Below are 16366 nucleotides of genomic sequence, written 5' to 3'. Positions count from 1 at the left end.
AATATCCCCTTTTATTGGGGGGGACAATTTGGGGACAAATGAATAAAAGTGGGTTTAAAGGTCCTTAACGGCAAATAAAACTTATTAGCTAGCGAACTATTCACGTCGCTAGGCGATCTCCTTATCTACACTGATTTATCAATTTCTAAACAATTTTATAACCTTAGATGAGTAAGTCTATCTAGTTAAAACCTGTTTCAATGAAAACATATATTATTTCTTTCTATGTGGTGCTTATTGGCGTAAGCGGTTGCAACCAATATAGTAATCGCCAGGAACAAAACGACAGGCATGCCGATACATTAGAAATCAAATCGGATCCGACGACTGCAGTTTCTGGCTTCAATCTCCATTAAGCACCTATCTCTACATCGGAAGTAGGCGAGTTTCCTTTCCTCTCCGCCCCCTCGGAATATCGACATGCGGGCGAGAAGACCAAATCGTTGGAAGAAAAGTACTTCTTTTACAACGACAGTCTAATCAGGAAAGTGAGTGGCCAATATTATTATACCGCAGTGTTTCAGGAGGGAGACGTTTTTGAAGACACCTATTTGGTCAATGAATACAAAAAGGAGATAGAGAGTGTTGGTGGTGTAGAGTTTTATTCAGGTGAACTAGCCGCTTCAGCATCCAAACTCTTGGACAAAGACCAGCCAGTGTACGTAAAAGACATGTACGATCCCCGTCCTTATAAATACATACAATTCCTCATCCGTACACCGGATGCGAATATATGGATTGAGCTTTGCCATGACCTCAATGCAAATCAGGTAGATCTGACCGTGGTGAAAGAAAAAGTTACGAACAAAACGTAAATTTAAACACGGAAAGGTATGGAAACTCTTATTGTCACTGTTTGCCCAATTTGACTTTGAAGGAACCCTGACTACGAAGATTACTATGGACGGGGGACCTAAGCCTGATCACAGAAAAAATCGATTATGAAAATGGAAATATAAAGGAGCAGCTGACAACGCTATACAAGACCATCCCGGCACAGGACATAGCCCGAATGCATACCATGAAAAGAAAATCAAAAAAGATAGACTTTACCTATCTGGCATCATTAACGGAAGTCTTTACTTTGCTTCTCCCAGTAATGGCTTTTAAAATGACAGGAGCAGTCGCTACTAGTACAATCCCCAAAATGACGAACTCTAGATTGCGTTGTACCCACGGGTTTTCGCCCAACAAATAACCTAAGGTCACTAAACTACCTGCCCATATAACCGCACCGAGGATATTGTAAATAACAAATTTCTTAAAGTCCATCTTTACTATACCAGCCACGATTGGTGCGAATGTACGCACGACCGGAATAAATCTGGCCAAAACAATTGCACTACCGCCTCGCTTTTTATAGAACTCCTGGGCTTTAACAATATAATGTCTTTTAAAAAACCAGGTATCTTTCATTGCCATTATCCGGCTACCAAAAGCCTTACCGCACCAATATCCCAAAAAATTGCCCAAAACGGCAGAAAGTGAGATGAGCAGGATCCAACTTAAAAGCGTAGGCAATTCAGCTTCTGGAGAAAGCGTCATATTGGATACAATCATTCCGGCGATAAAAAGGAGGGGATCTCCAGGAAGGAAGAACCCAATCATAATTCCTGTTTCGGCGAAGATAATAAACAGCAATAGATACAACCCTCCATGCGACACTATCCAGTCAGGATCGGACAGGTTATTTAAAAATTCAAAAAAAATATCCATGTTGTGATTTTATAGCCTTTGAGTAGACTTGCTTTAAGCGACTGCTAATTTACAAATAATGTCTATAGTAATAACTTATAAAAATTCATTCTTTGAATTAGCCGCGATGAATAATAAATCAGGCTTCCTTTCGCCAAAAGTTTAAAAAACCCTCGTAAGCTGTGTGTTCAAGATTGAAACTTGGTGGAATTTCATCCCAGCCACTCCAATAGGAAACCAATCTAGTGCCTACTGGGGCTTTATCAAGTTCATTGCGAAGGTGATTGGTATAGGAATAATAAAGATCCTTATCAGGAGTTACCAAATCATCTATCGGACAAAAGGTATCTAGATTTTCATAAAAAGAATTGTAAAAATAAAACGCATCATATTCGGAAAATAAAATCTGCTCCATATTACCGTGAATAAATTCAACATTCTGCACATTATACTTTACAGCTAGATCTTTCGAAATCTGGACGAGAGATTCTCTTTGTTCTACTCCGTAGAATTTACCTTTAGTACAGGAAGCACCGACAAGACAAAATTTACCAACACCTGAACCAATATCTAAAACTCTATCTTCCGGCCACTCAACCAAATATTGCGACGCAATCTTAGCGACATCTACAGGAGTCCAATGGCGCTGTGCTAATTCTTTAATCTCATCAGGATAAAGATCATTAAAACGTCCATCATCCACATCATAATCTGCTTGTAATAATTTAAAAATCATTCATCTTCATTTACAACATTAGAGAAATTTATACTAGAAATGGAACAACCATTCACACTAGAGCTCTTTTATAAAATGAAACTTACCCGATTGGGAGTTCTTTTCAACAAGTACCTTCCGATGGCTTTCATACTCGTAAATATACCAATCAGGATGTTCGGGATCTCCCGCCGGATAGATATTCAATGGGCATTCTTGGGTGTTGTCCGATAATTCAAGTGAGTTACCTTCCATAACAGATAATTAAATTGATAAACGCCAATCTACAAATTTATTTTTTGTACTCCAACCATTAAAGCTAAATGGGCACCGTCATTTTACAAAACGTGCTTAATCGAAAAGCTAGCCTTGGGCATACACAGATCGGGCTAAATTCTGATCTAAAGTGAACATATCCGTATTTTTCACCTGTAAATGCTTCATTTTTATAAGTTCTAACTTGAAAAGTATGGCGCCTTTTTCTGTCTGTAGTATTTTGACAAGTTTTATTCAGGCGAGGCCGGTATTTTCTTTATGTGGAAAAATTGGGAATACCATGACGACCATGGGATATCGGTGGCAAATGGCTTTTGTTGGTTGTAAGTTCGTTCTCATAATTTATAAAGTACCCTACTCGATCGATGAATTATGGAATATACGAGAAGAGTGTATAAAAGCGATTGTACGATCTAGACAGAAACTTAAACAGAATGATTAAAGCTAACGGATGATGAGTTTATTTAACAGCGAACAAGATATGCAGAGATGGATGAGTAATCGCTTCCAGCAAGGGGAAGATCTCGCTGAAATGACTATAAACTATACAGAATATAAATTGATATCAAACTGGAAACATTCCATGTATTGTTTCCAGTTGCTTAATTTTAAAATCCATATTTCATTTATTAAGAATCAAGACTTTAAAAATAGAATAAACCTAAGTGTATAATAAACTCATAATCAGCGTCACTCTAACTTTTCGTATACCAATAATGCTGCAGCAAGATCTTCTATAGCCAAACCTGCCGATTTAAATAGTGTCACTTCATTTTCATTGGATCTTCCCGGATGCCTTTCCAAACACAGGTCTACAATATCCGCTATAACAGATTTAGGATCTAACACACCTGTTTCTATAGGTATGGCGAGTTCACCAGTCTCATGCAATGCGCCTTCTCTCGAATCTACAAAGATTTGGCTTTTCAAAATAGTTAAATCGTCTGCCTCTCTCGTTTTAGGTGTATGTGAGCCTATTAAATCAAGGTGCGTTCCTGCCTTGATCCAGTCTCCATAAATAATCGGGTCTTGACTAAGCGTAGCACAAGAGATAACATCGGCCTCGCCAACAGCCTTTTTCAAATCCTCGACGACTGTAACATTTTCTATTCCCTCTATTTTCAAATATTGCTGCATCTGCTTGGCTTTTTCTTGATTTCTCGCCCATAGTAAAATCTGATCATACTCACGAACCACGGAATGAGCCTGAACCAAATGCTGAGCGACCTTACCGCTCCCAACAACTAATAAAGTAGAAGCATTTTTTCTTGCTAAATAGGACGCAGCCAGTGCCGAAGTGCAGGCAGTCCGACGAGAGGTCAATTCTGCGGCATCCATTTGAGCGATAGGCTTTCCTGTAACAGCATCTAATACTGTATAAAGTGCATGAATAGCCGGAAGATTCTTTGTGGAATTATTAGGGGCAACTACCACTTGCTTTATACCGATATAGCGATCATTCCATGATGGCATCAGTATTAGTGTATTCTCATGTCCTTCTGAATTTGTGTAAAAATGATGATGCCTAACTGGCTGCGTGAAAGAAGATCTAAATACTATTTTAAGTGCTTCAATGAGATGATCATAACAAAGCAAAGAAGCTATAGTCTTATTATCCATTGTTTTCATAGGTATATTATATTACTTATTTTTTAATGGTCATTGGAATACTCTTGTTTTCTGTGCTTCGCTAAGCGGGAGTATTTCATAGGTGTACAATTCCTTAGACAACAAGAAAAGCTAATTAAATAGCTCCTTAGTAAATTCAAGACGTATACGGGACTGGAAACCTTCAATCGTTTTGAAAATCATCTTTAGTGTCACCTGCTCTATTTTTGTCAATATGCTTATTTCTAAATAATTATTTGGCTCGACATTATCTCGAATTACTTGATTGGCCTGCTTGTGTAACCGCAAAGCCATAAGATAGTAATAAGAATGATTTAGCTCTTGGCACTCTTCTTCTGAGAATACGCCTAGGTCAGTAAGCGCCCGCAAGCGTTCGCCGGTATTAACCAAAAAGACACGATGTTTCAGAGCGTAAACACGTACCAAATCCACAATGGGAGTCATGGCCTTTTTTATATCCAGCACTTCACGCTTACCGATCTGCATCGTTCTAATATTCTTAAAAAACGGTGTTAAGGGCGGCTGATACTGTAATGCATTCTTGGCCATAAAGAAAAAAAGCTGTTCCATAGATTGTTTTAGCTGTTCATCAAGAAAACCGTATAGTTCATCCATGATGGATTTATCTCCATACACATAACGACAGTCAAAAAAAGTAGAAAACTTGATTCCAGATTCTGGCGCTGATTCCTGCATCCAGGACTCGTAATTTCTCTTCCAGTGAGACAATGAATGGGTCCATTTAGGGTTTTTAGCCATAAAGCCTCCGGTACAAAAGCTAAATCCAACATAATTCAACTGCTCTGAAACCATACCTGCCAATTGTAAAAAATACTTCCTAACTTCTTCTCTATGCTCATTAGCTTTATCTTCATAAATAATAGCATTGTCTTGATCTGTTTTGAGTGTTTGTTCCTTCCTGCCTTCGCTTCCTAATACCATGAATACAAATTTTGCCGGAGGGTCTCCTATTTCATGGATCACTCTGTCAATGATTTTGATCAAAATAGTATCCGCAATAGTTGTAATAATCTGATTTACAATCTGCGCATTCACGCCTCTTCCCAACAATTGCTTAATCATCTGCGGCACATTATCCCATTTACCTTTTATTTCTTCTAATGACAAGGCTAATTTTACGGACTGAATATAAACTAATGGAGATTGGGCCTGTTCGCTCAAAAGTCGATTTCGGCTTATTATTCCTTCTAATCTTCCTTTATTATCGACCAACAAGTAACGTGTTTTGGTACTAAACATCATCAATATAGCCTCGTATACATAGGCTTGATTACTGATAACGACAATAGGCGTATCCATCACTTCCCGTGCCGTGATCATAGTATTGCCATCCTGCTGTGCAACCACTTTATCACGAAGCGTAATGTCTGTGATAAATCCTACCGCAGTATTATCCGCATTACGTACAATAATACAGCTTCTCTTTTGTTCTGACATCATCTTTGCGACTTGCCAAACTGGTGTATCCTCGCCGCAATATAAAATGTCCAACGCATCGATACTTTCTATTTTTCGAGAGTAAAGCTGTTCTGAAGCGATATAACTTTGTTCAAAAGAAGCTGGAGTTTTGCTAAAATGGGCAAAATCTTCATTTGCCATCCGACGGCCATACTCGGATGTAAAATACTGAAAAAAAGCTTCATTGGAATCGCAGAGCGCAGTAAAATATTTACGCTTCAAGGAAAGAACGATAGTGCCCTTTGTCGCTATCACTGTGCGTAGCGATTTCTTTCTATTCAGCAGTATAGAGACACCTCCGTAACAAAACGTTGGCCCATGAAACTCAGGCAGTCGCCGGTTGTGGGAACTATCATAAAAAAATGATTCATATCCACCCTCCACAATCACGTCGATACCTTTCATTTTAGTCTCTTCCTGCCGGTAGATCAATGTGTCCTTTTTGTAGCATTCTTCAACAAAAAGTTCGGCTAAATCCGACAATGCCACCGAAGACAATAAGCTAAAAGGAAGGACACTTTTTAAAAATTCTACTCTATTTTCTTCCATAACATATTAATAAATAAGCCACTATTCTCACTAGAAAAGTTTACTTCTTATGTAATTGTTTTAAAATAGTTTGCTCCGTAATAAATCCGCTACCCAAAAGTTCAAAAAAACAAGCTGCTGTAGCCTGCGCATCCGCAAGAGCATCATGATGATGCTGTATTTTCTTATAAAAAAGTATGGCGTAAAGCTCATCAAGGCGAAAATATCGATCCTGTATACTTCCTGCTAGACTTCGAGTCGCCTCCATTGTACAAAACACAGGTGCTAGATCTATATCATACTTGATATCAGCACGTTCTAATTCGACTTTAATAATCTGCAAATCAAAAGCCTTACAGTGGCATACAATCAAAGGCTTATAACGTTGGATATCATCTACCAAACCGCGCATCACTTCTTTTCTGGAAAATCCGTTGAGCTGTCTAAAGTAGTCTTCAATCCCGTGTATTTTTAAGGCACATTTTGAACTGCTAAAATCCTTCTCGTTAACATAGTAATTAGTTCGCTTTATTTCCTTTCTATTCTCATCGCAGATTAGCCAAGACAACTGTACAAGATAAGGCAATCTGCCCTCCTCGTCCGAGCTGAAATCTTTATCCAAGATCTTGTCCGACGTTTCAGTATCTAGAAACATATAATATGCTAATTTCATCTCCACCTGCTGTACAGTGATATTTCCTTTTCTATAAAAAATTTGGCCATCATATCACTTGACAGAGACAAGAATATGATGACCAGAAACGCATAACCCTTATAACCGTATTATTTTACAGAGAACCTATACTCTGTTTTAGTACGATATATATCTCCTGGATTCACAACAGTAGAAGGAAAAGAAGAATGGTTTGGACCGTCAGGGTAATGCTGCGTCTCTAAACAAAATGCAGAACGAAATGGATATGACTTACCTCCTTTACCTTTTGCATCATCCTTTGTCATGAAATTACCGCTGTAAAACTGTAGTCCAGGTTCGGTGGTTACTACGGACATTTCTATTCCAGTCTTTGGAGAATAGACTTTAGCAACTTCTTTAAAGCCATCACTTTTATTCAACTGAAAATTATGATCATATCCTTTCCCGACACGCAGCTGCTTATCAGCTTGATCAATATCTTTTCCAATCAACTTAGATTTAGTAAAGTCAAAAGCCGTACCTTTGACGCTTAGAGACTGGCCTGTTGGAATCAGATTATCATTCACCTCTGTGATACTATTTGCATCAATCCATAACTCATGATCGAGAATAGTCGAATCTCCAGCACCATTGAGATTAAAATAACCGTGACTGGTTAAATTCAGCACCGTCTTCTTATCTGTTTCAGCCTGATAATCAACGAGCAATCCTCCTTCTGGATTAACAGAATAGGTCACCTGGATATCCACATTGCCCGAGTATCCTGCCTCACCATCCGGAGATCTATAAAAGAATGTGATCGATGTAGATGACGTATCTTTAACCTCCCATACTTTATCATAGAGGCCATTTTTACCTCCGTGCAATGAATTCTGTCCGTCATTCTTCTCCAATTGATAACTTGTACCATCGATAGTGAACGTGGCATTTCCGATGCGATTGCCATATCTCCCTACTACTGCTCCATAGAAGTTAGACGCATTATCTTTAAATTCCTTTGCCGAATCATATCCCAAGATAACATCCACAGGCTCTCCCACTCTATCCGGCACATTCAATGAAACCAATCTCGCGCCATAATTTGTAAGTGATACCTGTATTTTGTCATTTTTAATCTGATACAAACGAACGACCTGTCCATCTATCTCTCCATCAAAACTAGGCACAGACAGTACGGCATCTGAAGAATTATCTTTTGCTTTATGCGTGCTATTACTACAAGCGTATCCTAATGCTATTGCAATTAAACATACCGTTACTAACTTTCTATTCATATATTTCATATGTATATAATTATTTCATGATCCGCCAGCTGGCGGATCGATTTGTTTTTTTAATGATCATCCGCCAGCTGACGAACTCATGGGTGTTTGTGCATTACCAGAATTTCACATAAAGTGCACCAACTACTAAAATCGTAATCACAATTAATACTAAGATTGAAGGTTCGACCTTAAACATTTTTTTATCCAACTCTAATGCTTTAGGGTTTACCTTTGGTCCGGCCAGGCTCACAACAATCATCGCGATCATGGTGAACAAAAATGCTAATCCCATACAAATCTGAAATGGTATTTCGTATCCTCCTTGTGCATTCGGGTAAGCGGTATAAAGCCAAGTCTCGTTACCAAACCAGGCCGGTGCATAATTATTAAACAAAACAGACATCAAGAACCCAGTCAAAAGCCCAGTTATCGCTGCTGCGCCAGTCGTACGTTTCCAAAACATACCCAACAAGAACATGGCAAATACCCCTGGAGAAATGAAACCGGTGTATTTCTGAATAAAAGTAAAACCACCAGCACTACCTATCCCAAGCAAATCATCCCATGTAAAGAATAACGAAACAAGAATAGAAAGAACAATGGTGATTTTACCTACACGGATTAGCTTTTTATCAGAAGCTTGCTTATCCATATAACGATGGTAAATGTCCATTGTAAAGATAGTCGCTATACTATTTGCCTTTCCAGCTAAAGAAGCTACGATTGCTGCCGTTAATGCTGCTAACGAAAGCCCCTTCATTCCATTTGGTAAAAATCCCAAAATAGCAGAATATGCGTTGTCAGGATTAAAATTACCTCCAGGAGCCATCTCCGATTGTAATGCTCCATTTTTATAAAGTACATATGCTGCAATACCCGGCAACATAACAATAACGGGCATCAAAATCTTTAAGAAACCAGCAAACAAAATACCAGTTCTAGCGGTTTTAAGATCAGCACCCAACGCGCGTTGCGTAATATACTGATTACATCCCCAATAGTTAAGATTCACGATCCAGATACCAGCAAGATACATTCCTATTCCGGGTAACATGAGATACTTATTGATTTCTTCTTGTGTACTATTCTCGGTTGGCTTATCTACAATCAGCTCAAAATGTTTAGGAGAGTCTTTTACCAGTTGAGTAAATCCGGCTAAAGCGTCTTTACCAAGTCCGAAATGTTCAGATACTAATGTTAATGCAACATAGGTCGTTGCCAGCCCTCCAATTATTAAAACAACCACCTGAATCACATCTGTAAAACCAATCACACGCATACCTCCGAGCGTAATAATAATAGAGAATACAGCCAATGCAACCATTATTATGTGAAAATACGCTCCCCCACCAAGATTTGATATTGCAATAGATCCGAGGTAAAGAATAGAAGTAAGATTAATAAAAACGTATAAAAAGAGCCAGAAAACAGCCATAATAAGAGCTGTAGTCTCGTTGTACCGTTGTTTAAGAAACTGCGGCATCGTGAATATCTTATTTTTCAGATAAACTGGTATAAACCATACAGCGACAATAATCAAGGCAATAGCTGCTATCCATTCATAAGCGGCAACAGCTATCCCGACGGTAAATCCATTACCACTCATCCCTATAAATTGCTCGGCAGAAATATTGGATGCAATCAGCGATGCACCTATAGCCCACCAGGTCAATGTTCCTTCCGCCAGAAAATAATCATTACTGCTTTCAGATTTCTTTTTGTGTTTATAATAGATCCAAAGACCGTAACCGGCTACCAAAATAAAATAGACTACAAAGATCAGATAGTCGATTGTCGAGAACTTTTCCATGATTTAAGAATTATAGTGATCAGGATTGCAATTTATAAGATATCTCGCTCCATTTCAATTCTTTTTCGAATTGATCTATCTTCGTTTTCTCATCAATAAGCACAAACTCTAAATCAGCAATTCGTGCGAAATCTTGTAAGTATTCTGTCGTAAGATTTTGACTATACACGGTATGATGAGCTCCTCCTGCATAAATCCAAGCTGAACATGCTGTCTTCATATCGGGCTGTGGCTTCCATAATACACGAGCTACAGGTAAATTAGGCAATTCCTGTTCAACATCAACACCTTCTACGGTATTAACAACCAATCTAAAGCGATCGCCCATATCTACCAAAGCGGCATTCAATGATGGTCCACCTTTTGCATTGAATACTAAACGTGCCGGATCGGACTTGCCGCCTATACCCAACGGATGGACTTCCAACCGCGGTCTATCCACCGCCAGAGATGCATCAACCTCCAACATATGCGAACCCAATACCATCGGGTTTTGTGGATCGAAGTGGTAGGTATAATCTTCCATAAATGCATTAGCACCTTCGTACCCTGTAGCCATTACCTTACAAGCTCGTACGATAGCTGGAGTTTTCCAGTCGCCCTCTCCTGCAAATCCATACCCCTCTGCCATCAAACGCTGTACGGCCAGACCTGGCAACTGAGGCATACCGTGCAAATCTTCAAACGTATCTGTAAATCCTTTATAGCCACCTTTTTCCAGGAAAGACTTCAACCCTAACTCAATTTTTGCAGCGTCATATACCTGCTGTCGATTCTTTCCACCTGCTTGGACATCATCCGATAGATCATATTCTGATTCATACACCGCCAATAGATTTTTGACGGCTTCATCAGAAATTGTATCAATTTCGGCAACAAGGTCTCCGATACCATGTGTATTAACAGCAAATCCAAATCTAATCTCCGCCTCAACCTTATCCCCTTCTGTAACAGCTACATATCGCATATTATCTCCAAAACGAACAAACTTCGCTCCTTGCCAATCGTGCCATGCTGCTGCTGCCCTCGACCAGACATTGATACGTTCGATCACTTCTTCATCTTTCCAATGTCCAGTCACGACTTTACGTCCAATACGCATCCGAGATACAATAAAGCCAAATTCGCGGTCACCATGTGCACTTTGGTTTAAGTTCATAAAGTCCATATCCATCGATGTCCAAGGAATGTCCTGATTATATTGCGTATGCAAATGCAATAAAGGCTTTTTTAAGATCTGTAATCCTCTGATCCACATCTTGGCTGGTGAGAATGTATGCATCCAGGTAATCAGTCCTATACAATTCTCATCCGTATTGGCTGCTGCAATGGTCTGATAAATCTCCTCTGTATTTTTAACAATAGGCTTAAATACAACCTGAACTGTAATTTTTGCATGTGCATCAAGATAAGCGCTTATTTCTTTGGCGTGTTCTGCGACCTTTCTTAATGTTTCTGCTCCGTATAAATCCTGGCTCCCAGTGATGAACCAAACTTCAAAATTTTTCAATGTAGACATTTTTTCTATTTATAGTTTTCTAATCGTTCTGTTCTTTAATCTTATTGTCCGTAGTAGGCATTATTACCATGCTTGCGATCATAATGTTTCTTTATTAACGATTCCTTCATTCGTTTGATATCGGGGTTTATCTGTTCCGACAAAAGTGCCATCTTTGCTACGTACTCCAATACTGCGGCGTTGTAAACAGCCTTTTGCCCATTCTTACCCCAAGTAAAAGGGGCATGATTTCCTACTAAAACCATTTCAATCGCTCTATAGTCCAGATTATTCTCTTCAAAGTGGTTAATAATCTGGTAACCTGTCTGATGTTCATAATTGCCTGCAATCATTTCATCAGCCATTGGAGGTGCACAGGGAATATCAACCGTCAGGTGATCGGCATGTGTAGTTCCATATATTGGAATGTCTCGGTTACTCTGTGCCCAAGCTGTACCATATGCCGAGTGCGTATGTACAATGGAACCGATCTCATTCCATTCCTTGTACAGAACAGCATGAGTCTTGGTATCCGATGATGGTCGAAGATCTCCTTCGATAACATTAGCATCGAAATCAACGATGACCATATCCTCCGCCTTAAGGAGATCATATGAAACTCCACTTGGTTTAATTGCAAAAACCTGTTTTTCTCGATCGACGACAGAAACATTCCCAAATGTAAAAAGTACCAGTCCTAACTTTGGCAATTCCATATTGGCTTCATATGCCTCTTGCTTTATTTTTGCGTACATACCTTTTGTGATTATAAATCATTCTCCAATAACTCAGCTCTATTTTTATAGCAGTCATAGCGCTTAGCATAAACAGATACGCGGTGTTGATTGGGCTTATAAATTGTATCAAATCCTTGTCCCATACCACTCATAGCGTCCTCTATCGAGGGGTAAACACCTCCTACTACGGATGCAAACATAGCTGCTCCTAAAGCACATGTCTGCTCCGACCGGTGTATTTTAATTGGCATATTCAGTATATCAGCCAACATTTGCATTACGAATGGTGACTTTTTAGCGACACCTCCCAAACCTATAACGCCACGAATATCAACCCCTTGATCGACAAAACAATCTGCAATCTTTTTTGCCCCAAAACAGGTTGACTCCACGACCGCCCGATACAGCAATACTGCATCCGTCGAAATATTGACATCGAAAAAAGCAGCCTTAAGATTTTGATTTGCATAAGGAGTTCTTCTTCCATTAAGCCAATCAATGGCAATAGGATGGTTTACTTCCGGTTCGATTACTGCCGCTTGTTCACTCAACTTTACAATTATCCGCTGTTCGGCTTCGGCGATGAGGTTAGCATCATCAAAAAGATTTTTAACAGGCCACATCAATATATTCTTAAACCACGCATAGGCGTCACCAAATGCAGATTGACCAGCCTCTAGACCTACCATCCCAGGAACAACAGAGCCATTCACCTGTCCGCATATGCCTTTTACTTCTATATCAAAATCACCTGGAGCGACCATAATATCGCAGGTAGAAGTTCCCATCACTTTACTTAAATAAAACGGCTCTATCTGTCCACCCACAGCTCCCATATGCGCATCAAAAGCGCCTACACCGATTTTTACGTCTGTGTTTAAGTCCAAACGATCTGCCCAACTCGCAGACAATGATCCAACAGTAGTATCCGCAGCAAAAGCTTCTTTTCCTAGGCGATCAACCTCTCCAGCAAGTAAAGGATCTAGGCCATTGAAAAATCCGTCAGGAGGATATCCTCCAAATTCCTCCGCCCAAAGCCCTTTATGCCCAGCAGCACAGACACTTCTTTTAAGCTGAGTGACGTCGTTACCGCCAGTTAATAAAAATGGAATCCAGTCGCAGTGTTCGACCCAGGTATATGCTGCATTTCTTACTTGCTCATCGATACGATAGATTCGAAGAATCTTAGACCAAAACCATTCTGAGGAGTAAACTCCTCCAACATACTTTAGATAATCGATCTCCTGAAGAGCAGCATACGCATTAATCTCGCTAGCTTCGTTTACTGCGGTATGATCTTTCCATAGGATAAACATCGCATTTGGGTTTTCTCCAAACTCACTTTTTAATGCCAGAGGTGTACCCGATTTATCTACAGCTACTGGCGTAGACCCAGTAGTATCAACTGATATCCCAACGACATTAGCAGCTTCTTTTTTTCCTATCTTAGCTACACATTCTTGAATGGTCTTTTCTAACCCTTCGATATAATCTAACGGATGCTGTCTAAATTGATTTAAAGAAGGATTGGAATACAACCCTTTCTTCCACCTTGGATAGTTAAAAACCGAAGAAGCTAGCTCTTCCCCATTTGAAGTATCTACAATAATGGACCTTACTGAATCTGTGCCATAATCAACACCTATCACATACTTTTTATTCATTTGACAAACTATGGTTTATAATAAAAAAAACACATCATGACGAAACCATTGGAGAACAATTTTGAGCTTCAAAATGATATAGTGTCAAAGTAACAGTTATTTAATAGAAAATAAAACTTATGTTAATTATCAACCATAAAATGCTAAAATAGTAACATCCACTACACTCAACAATGACTACCTTTAATAATTATATCATGTGTAGCTTACACCAAATTGATGTAGATATAGGGATAAAACAAATCTGAAAAGCGAAATGAATTTTTACAAAAATGAACCCAAAGTATTGCTCGCAGTCGACTGCATAATTTTTGGCTTCAATGGCGAATCTTTAGAAGTACTATTAATCAAAAGGGGCTTCGAACCCGAAATCAATAAGTGGAGTTTGATGGGAGGTTTTGTTCAACCGAATGAAAGTCCTTATGACGCTGCGACACGTATTCTAAAAAAACTAACAGGACTACAAAACCTGTATATGGAAGAAAGTGGTGTATTTGGGCTCCCTGAGCGTGAAAGCAACGGAAGAGTTATTAGCATCACCTATTTTGCGCTTATAGATATTAATAAATACAGGCAGACTATTACCAAAGAGTATGAAGCAAGATGGTTTCCTTTGGATGAATACCCAAATCTCATCTTCGATCACAATAAGATGATCGAAACAGCCCAACATAAACTCAAGATGAAGGCAGCGCTCTATCCTATCCTCTTTGAGCTTTTACCAGAAAAATTCACTATTCCTCAGATTTTCTTTTTATATGAAAGTGTTTATAACACCACAGTGGACAAACGCAACTTTAGCCGAAAATTACTAGCGTCAGGTTTATTGCATAAATTGGATGAAAAAGATAAAGAAAGCTCTAAAAAAGGTGCCTATTATTACGAACTAAACAAAGATGTCTATAAAGAAAAAATAATGTCTTTTTTACGCTACCTTCCTAGCTGGTCTATAGACAATTAAGCCTTTAAATAAAACGAGTCCTTATCGTACGATAAGGACTCGTTTTATTTAAAGGAAGAAAATTTACAACATACTTTTATCCACAGAGGCACCTCTTAACTTTATAGCATAAGGCCATTGTTCATCATTAGATTCATCACCATCCACTAAGTGCACTTTATGTTCTTTTGGTGCTCCAGAAACAACCAACCAGAGATATTTCGTATCCTTCGGAACAACAAATTCAATCTTTCCCTGCTTCTCCGATCCCACATTACTGTAGAAACATGTTCCTTCTGCAGTTGATGCCACGAAACCATAACGCCAACCAGCATTATCTAAATCAATTGCACGATACCCATCAGCACCAACTAATCCTCGAAAATCTAACTCAAGAATACCTCCATCAGAAAACCCATCTAATTTGATTCCATTGTACCCGTAATTTTGAGGGGCATGGGTTGAAGCAATTTTGTACCACCCACCCTCGGCGGACTCCAATTTAGTGAAATGCTGATTGGCGTAAGGTCGCATCACGTACGCTATCCGATCCAGATCCCACGTCATAAATCTTCTATATCCATCAAACATCTCATCATTAAAAGCGCTTTGTTCCATGTTGGTCAAGCGTTTGTAGGTTTTTACCGGATCTTCTCCTATACCCGATTCACGCCAGAGTCGGCCTGCAAAATCTGGACCTTGTTTCATAGACCAGTACTCCAATACCTGTGCTGCATGATACATATTGGTTTCATGCAAAAAAGCATAATGCGTTTTTTGCATGAAACTGTTTAAGTGGTAGTTCTCAAAAGTCAACCATTCAGGATACACCTGCCATAACATATATTGGGCGGTCATTTCAAAAATGGAATGCCCTTTACTTCCTTCTAAAGGAGTAGAATACGCCCAATTTCCATCGCATTTTGCTAAGTATTGAAAACAGTGGGCCATCTCATGTGCTACCGCTCCATAAGGTGAGTATTGCAAGCGTAATGAAGATGCCCACATTACACCAACAGAGTCAGCTGCCCCGCCTCCGAACGCGGTACCTTCATCTCCTCCGATCACAAAAAAGAGTAGCTTGTATTTGTCTGACAAAGAATTTCCTTTCTTTACCATTTGTGTGACATCTCTATAATGGGCATAAAAGCGATCACATTCATTCAAAATAATAACTGGATCAAATCTTTTAGACTCCAATTCATGGTGCTTAGGATCATCCCCATACTCTTTTGCCCAAAAAATAGCTACATCAGCAGATTCGACTTTACGATGGTGACTAAACTCGCTGTTTTTGTCGTTATAATCGTTACCATCAGGAACACGATATATTTCTTGCGGGAGATAAAGTTTTTTTGCGTTAGACTCAACAGGACTTACATTAGTATCATCCGCTTTAATACCATTCGCTTTACAACAAATCGCAAATTGATACAAGATCAATATCATTAGTACAAGTAATTCTCTTTTCATTT

Annotated in this window: 15 protein-coding genes; 3 read left to right on the top strand and 12 right to left on the bottom strand. The window is 39.1% G+C overall.

What is annotated here, in order from left to right; genetic code table 11:
* The first annotated feature begins 200 nt into the window (after positions 1–200).
* Positions 201–356: a hypothetical protein gene (locus tag JKG64_RS00275; protein WP_210352356.1), complete on the top strand. Its 156-nt coding sequence runs from the start codon at positions 201–203 to the stop codon at positions 354–356.
* Between the two features lie 87 nt (positions 357–443).
* Entirely contained in the window at positions 444–815 is a 372-nt protein-coding gene (locus tag JKG64_RS00270; RefSeq protein WP_210352355.1) for a hypothetical protein, read from the top strand.
* A gap of 238 nt (positions 816–1053) precedes the next feature.
* Here the strand turns inward: JKG64_RS00270 and JKG64_RS00265 are convergent, their stop codons facing one another.
* From JKG64_RS00265 to JKG64_RS00215, 11 genes are all read right to left on the bottom strand, one after another.
* Positions 1054–1716: a DedA family protein gene (locus JKG64_RS00265; RefSeq protein WP_210352354.1), complete on the bottom strand. Its 663-nt coding sequence runs from the start codon at positions 1714–1716 to the stop codon at positions 1054–1056.
* 118 nt (positions 1717–1834) lie between these two features.
* Complete coding sequence (locus tag JKG64_RS00260; RefSeq protein WP_210352353.1) at positions 1835–2431, bottom strand: class I SAM-dependent methyltransferase; 597 nt, start codon at positions 2429–2431, stop codon at positions 1835–1837.
* Between the two features lie 57 nt (positions 2432–2488).
* The gene (locus JKG64_RS00255) at positions 2489–2665 is read right to left on the bottom strand and encodes a hypothetical protein (protein ID WP_210352352.1); all 177 of its coding nucleotides are present in this window, start codon (positions 2663–2665) and stop codon (positions 2489–2491) included.
* A gap of 711 nt (positions 2666–3376) precedes the next feature.
* The gene (locus tag JKG64_RS00250; protein ID WP_210352351.1) at positions 3377–4315 is read right to left on the bottom strand and encodes an ornithine cyclodeaminase family protein; all 939 of its coding nucleotides are present in this window, start codon (positions 4313–4315) and stop codon (positions 3377–3379) included.
* A gap of 111 nt (positions 4316–4426) precedes the next feature.
* Positions 4427–6343 carry a DUF294 nucleotidyltransferase-like domain-containing protein gene (locus JKG64_RS00245; RefSeq protein ID WP_210352350.1) on the bottom strand — a complete coding sequence of 639 codons (1917 nt, stop codon included), beginning with the start codon at positions 6341–6343 and terminating at the stop codon, positions 4427–4429.
* 40 nt (positions 6344–6383) lie between these two features.
* Positions 6384–6995 carry a 3'-5' exonuclease gene (locus tag JKG64_RS00240; protein ID WP_210352349.1) on the bottom strand — a complete coding sequence of 204 codons (612 nt, stop codon included), beginning with the start codon at positions 6993–6995 and terminating at the stop codon, positions 6384–6386.
* A 110-nt stretch (positions 6996–7105) separates the two neighbouring features.
* Positions 7106–8251: an aldose epimerase family protein gene (locus tag JKG64_RS00235; RefSeq protein ID WP_210352348.1), complete on the bottom strand. Its 1146-nt coding sequence runs from the start codon at positions 8249–8251 to the stop codon at positions 7106–7108.
* 103 nt (positions 8252–8354) lie between these two features.
* Entirely contained in the window at positions 8355–10052 is a 1698-nt protein-coding gene (locus JKG64_RS00230) for a sodium:solute symporter family transporter (protein WP_210352347.1), read from the bottom strand.
* A 19-nt stretch (positions 10053–10071) separates the two neighbouring features.
* The gene (gene araA / locus JKG64_RS00225) at positions 10072–11571 is read right to left on the bottom strand and encodes an L-arabinose isomerase (RefSeq protein ID WP_210352346.1); all 1500 of its coding nucleotides are present in this window, start codon (positions 11569–11571) and stop codon (positions 10072–10074) included.
* Positions 11572–11612: 41 nt separating this feature from the next.
* Complete coding sequence (locus JKG64_RS00220) at positions 11613–12305, bottom strand: L-ribulose-5-phosphate 4-epimerase (RefSeq protein ID WP_210352345.1); 693 nt, start codon at positions 12303–12305, stop codon at positions 11613–11615.
* 11 nt (positions 12306–12316) lie between these two features.
* Positions 12317–13951 (bottom strand): ribulokinase, encoded by a 1635-nt coding sequence (locus JKG64_RS00215; RefSeq protein ID WP_210352344.1) that lies wholly within the window; start codon positions 13949–13951, stop codon positions 12317–12319.
* A gap of 256 nt (positions 13952–14207) precedes the next feature.
* Between JKG64_RS00215 and JKG64_RS00210 the strand changes: the two genes are divergently transcribed.
* Positions 14208–14912: an NUDIX hydrolase gene (locus tag JKG64_RS00210; RefSeq protein ID WP_210352343.1), complete on the top strand. Its 705-nt coding sequence runs from the start codon at positions 14208–14210 to the stop codon at positions 14910–14912.
* 63 nt (positions 14913–14975) lie between these two features.
* Here the strand turns inward: JKG64_RS00210 and JKG64_RS00205 are convergent, their stop codons facing one another.
* On the bottom strand, positions 14976–16364 hold the full coding sequence (locus JKG64_RS00205) for a DUF6055 domain-containing protein (RefSeq protein ID WP_210352342.1): 1389 nt from the start codon (positions 16362–16364) through the stop codon (positions 14976–14978).
* Positions 16365–16366: the final 2 nt, after the last annotated feature.

Origin of the sequence: Sphingobacterium tabacisoli, assembly GCF_017908035.1 — a bacterium.
Classification (GTDB): Bacteria; Bacteroidota; Bacteroidia; order Sphingobacteriales; family Sphingobacteriaceae; genus Sphingobacterium; species Sphingobacterium tabacisoli.
Note: the sequence above shows the minus strand (reverse complement) of the source record. Positions and strands in the feature narration are given on the sequence as shown.

Excerpts from the sequence above, each read along its gene's own strand:
- JKG64_RS00275 (WP_210352356.1), top strand. The coding sequence starts at position 201 with ATGAAAACATATATTATTTCTTTCTATGTGGTGCTTATTGGCGTAAGC.
- JKG64_RS00265 (WP_210352354.1), bottom strand. The coding sequence starts at position 1,716 with ATGGATATTTTTTTTGAATTTTTAAATAACCTGTCCGATCCTGACTGG.
- JKG64_RS00260 (WP_210352353.1), bottom strand. The coding sequence starts at position 2,431 with ATGATTTTTAAATTATTACAAGCAGATTATGATGTGGATGATGGACGT.
- JKG64_RS00255 (WP_210352352.1), bottom strand. The coding sequence starts at position 2,665 with ATGGAAGGTAACTCACTTGAATTATCGGACAACACCCAAGAATGCCCA.
- JKG64_RS00250 (WP_210352351.1), bottom strand. The coding sequence starts at position 4,315 with ATGAAAACAATGGATAATAAGACTATAGCTTCTTTGCTTTGTTATGAT.
- JKG64_RS00245 (WP_210352350.1), bottom strand. The coding sequence starts at position 6,343 with ATGGAAGAAAATAGAGTAGAATTTTTAAAAAGTGTCCTTCCTTTTAGC.
- JKG64_RS00240 (WP_210352349.1), bottom strand. The coding sequence starts at position 6,995 with ATGAAATTAGCATATTATATGTTTCTAGATACTGAAACGTCGGACAAG.
- JKG64_RS00235 (WP_210352348.1), bottom strand. The coding sequence starts at position 8,251 with ATGAATAGAAAGTTAGTAACGGTATGTTTAATTGCAATAGCATTAGGA.
- JKG64_RS00230 (WP_210352347.1), bottom strand. The coding sequence starts at position 10,052 with ATGGAAAAGTTCTCGACAATCGACTATCTGATCTTTGTAGTCTATTTT.
- araA (WP_210352346.1), bottom strand. The coding sequence starts at position 11,571 with ATGTCTACATTGAAAAATTTTGAAGTTTGGTTCATCACTGGGAGCCAG.
- JKG64_RS00220 (WP_210352345.1), bottom strand. The coding sequence starts at position 12,305 with ATGTACGCAAAAATAAAGCAAGAGGCATATGAAGCCAATATGGAATTG.
- JKG64_RS00215 (WP_210352344.1), bottom strand. The coding sequence starts at position 13,951 with ATGAATAAAAAGTATGTGATAGGTGTTGATTATGGCACAGATTCAGTA.
- JKG64_RS00210 (WP_210352343.1), top strand. The coding sequence starts at position 14,208 with ATGAATTTTTACAAAAATGAACCCAAAGTATTGCTCGCAGTCGACTGC.
- JKG64_RS00205 (WP_210352342.1), bottom strand. The coding sequence starts at position 16,364 with ATGAAAAGAGAATTACTTGTACTAATGATATTGATCTTGTATCAATTT.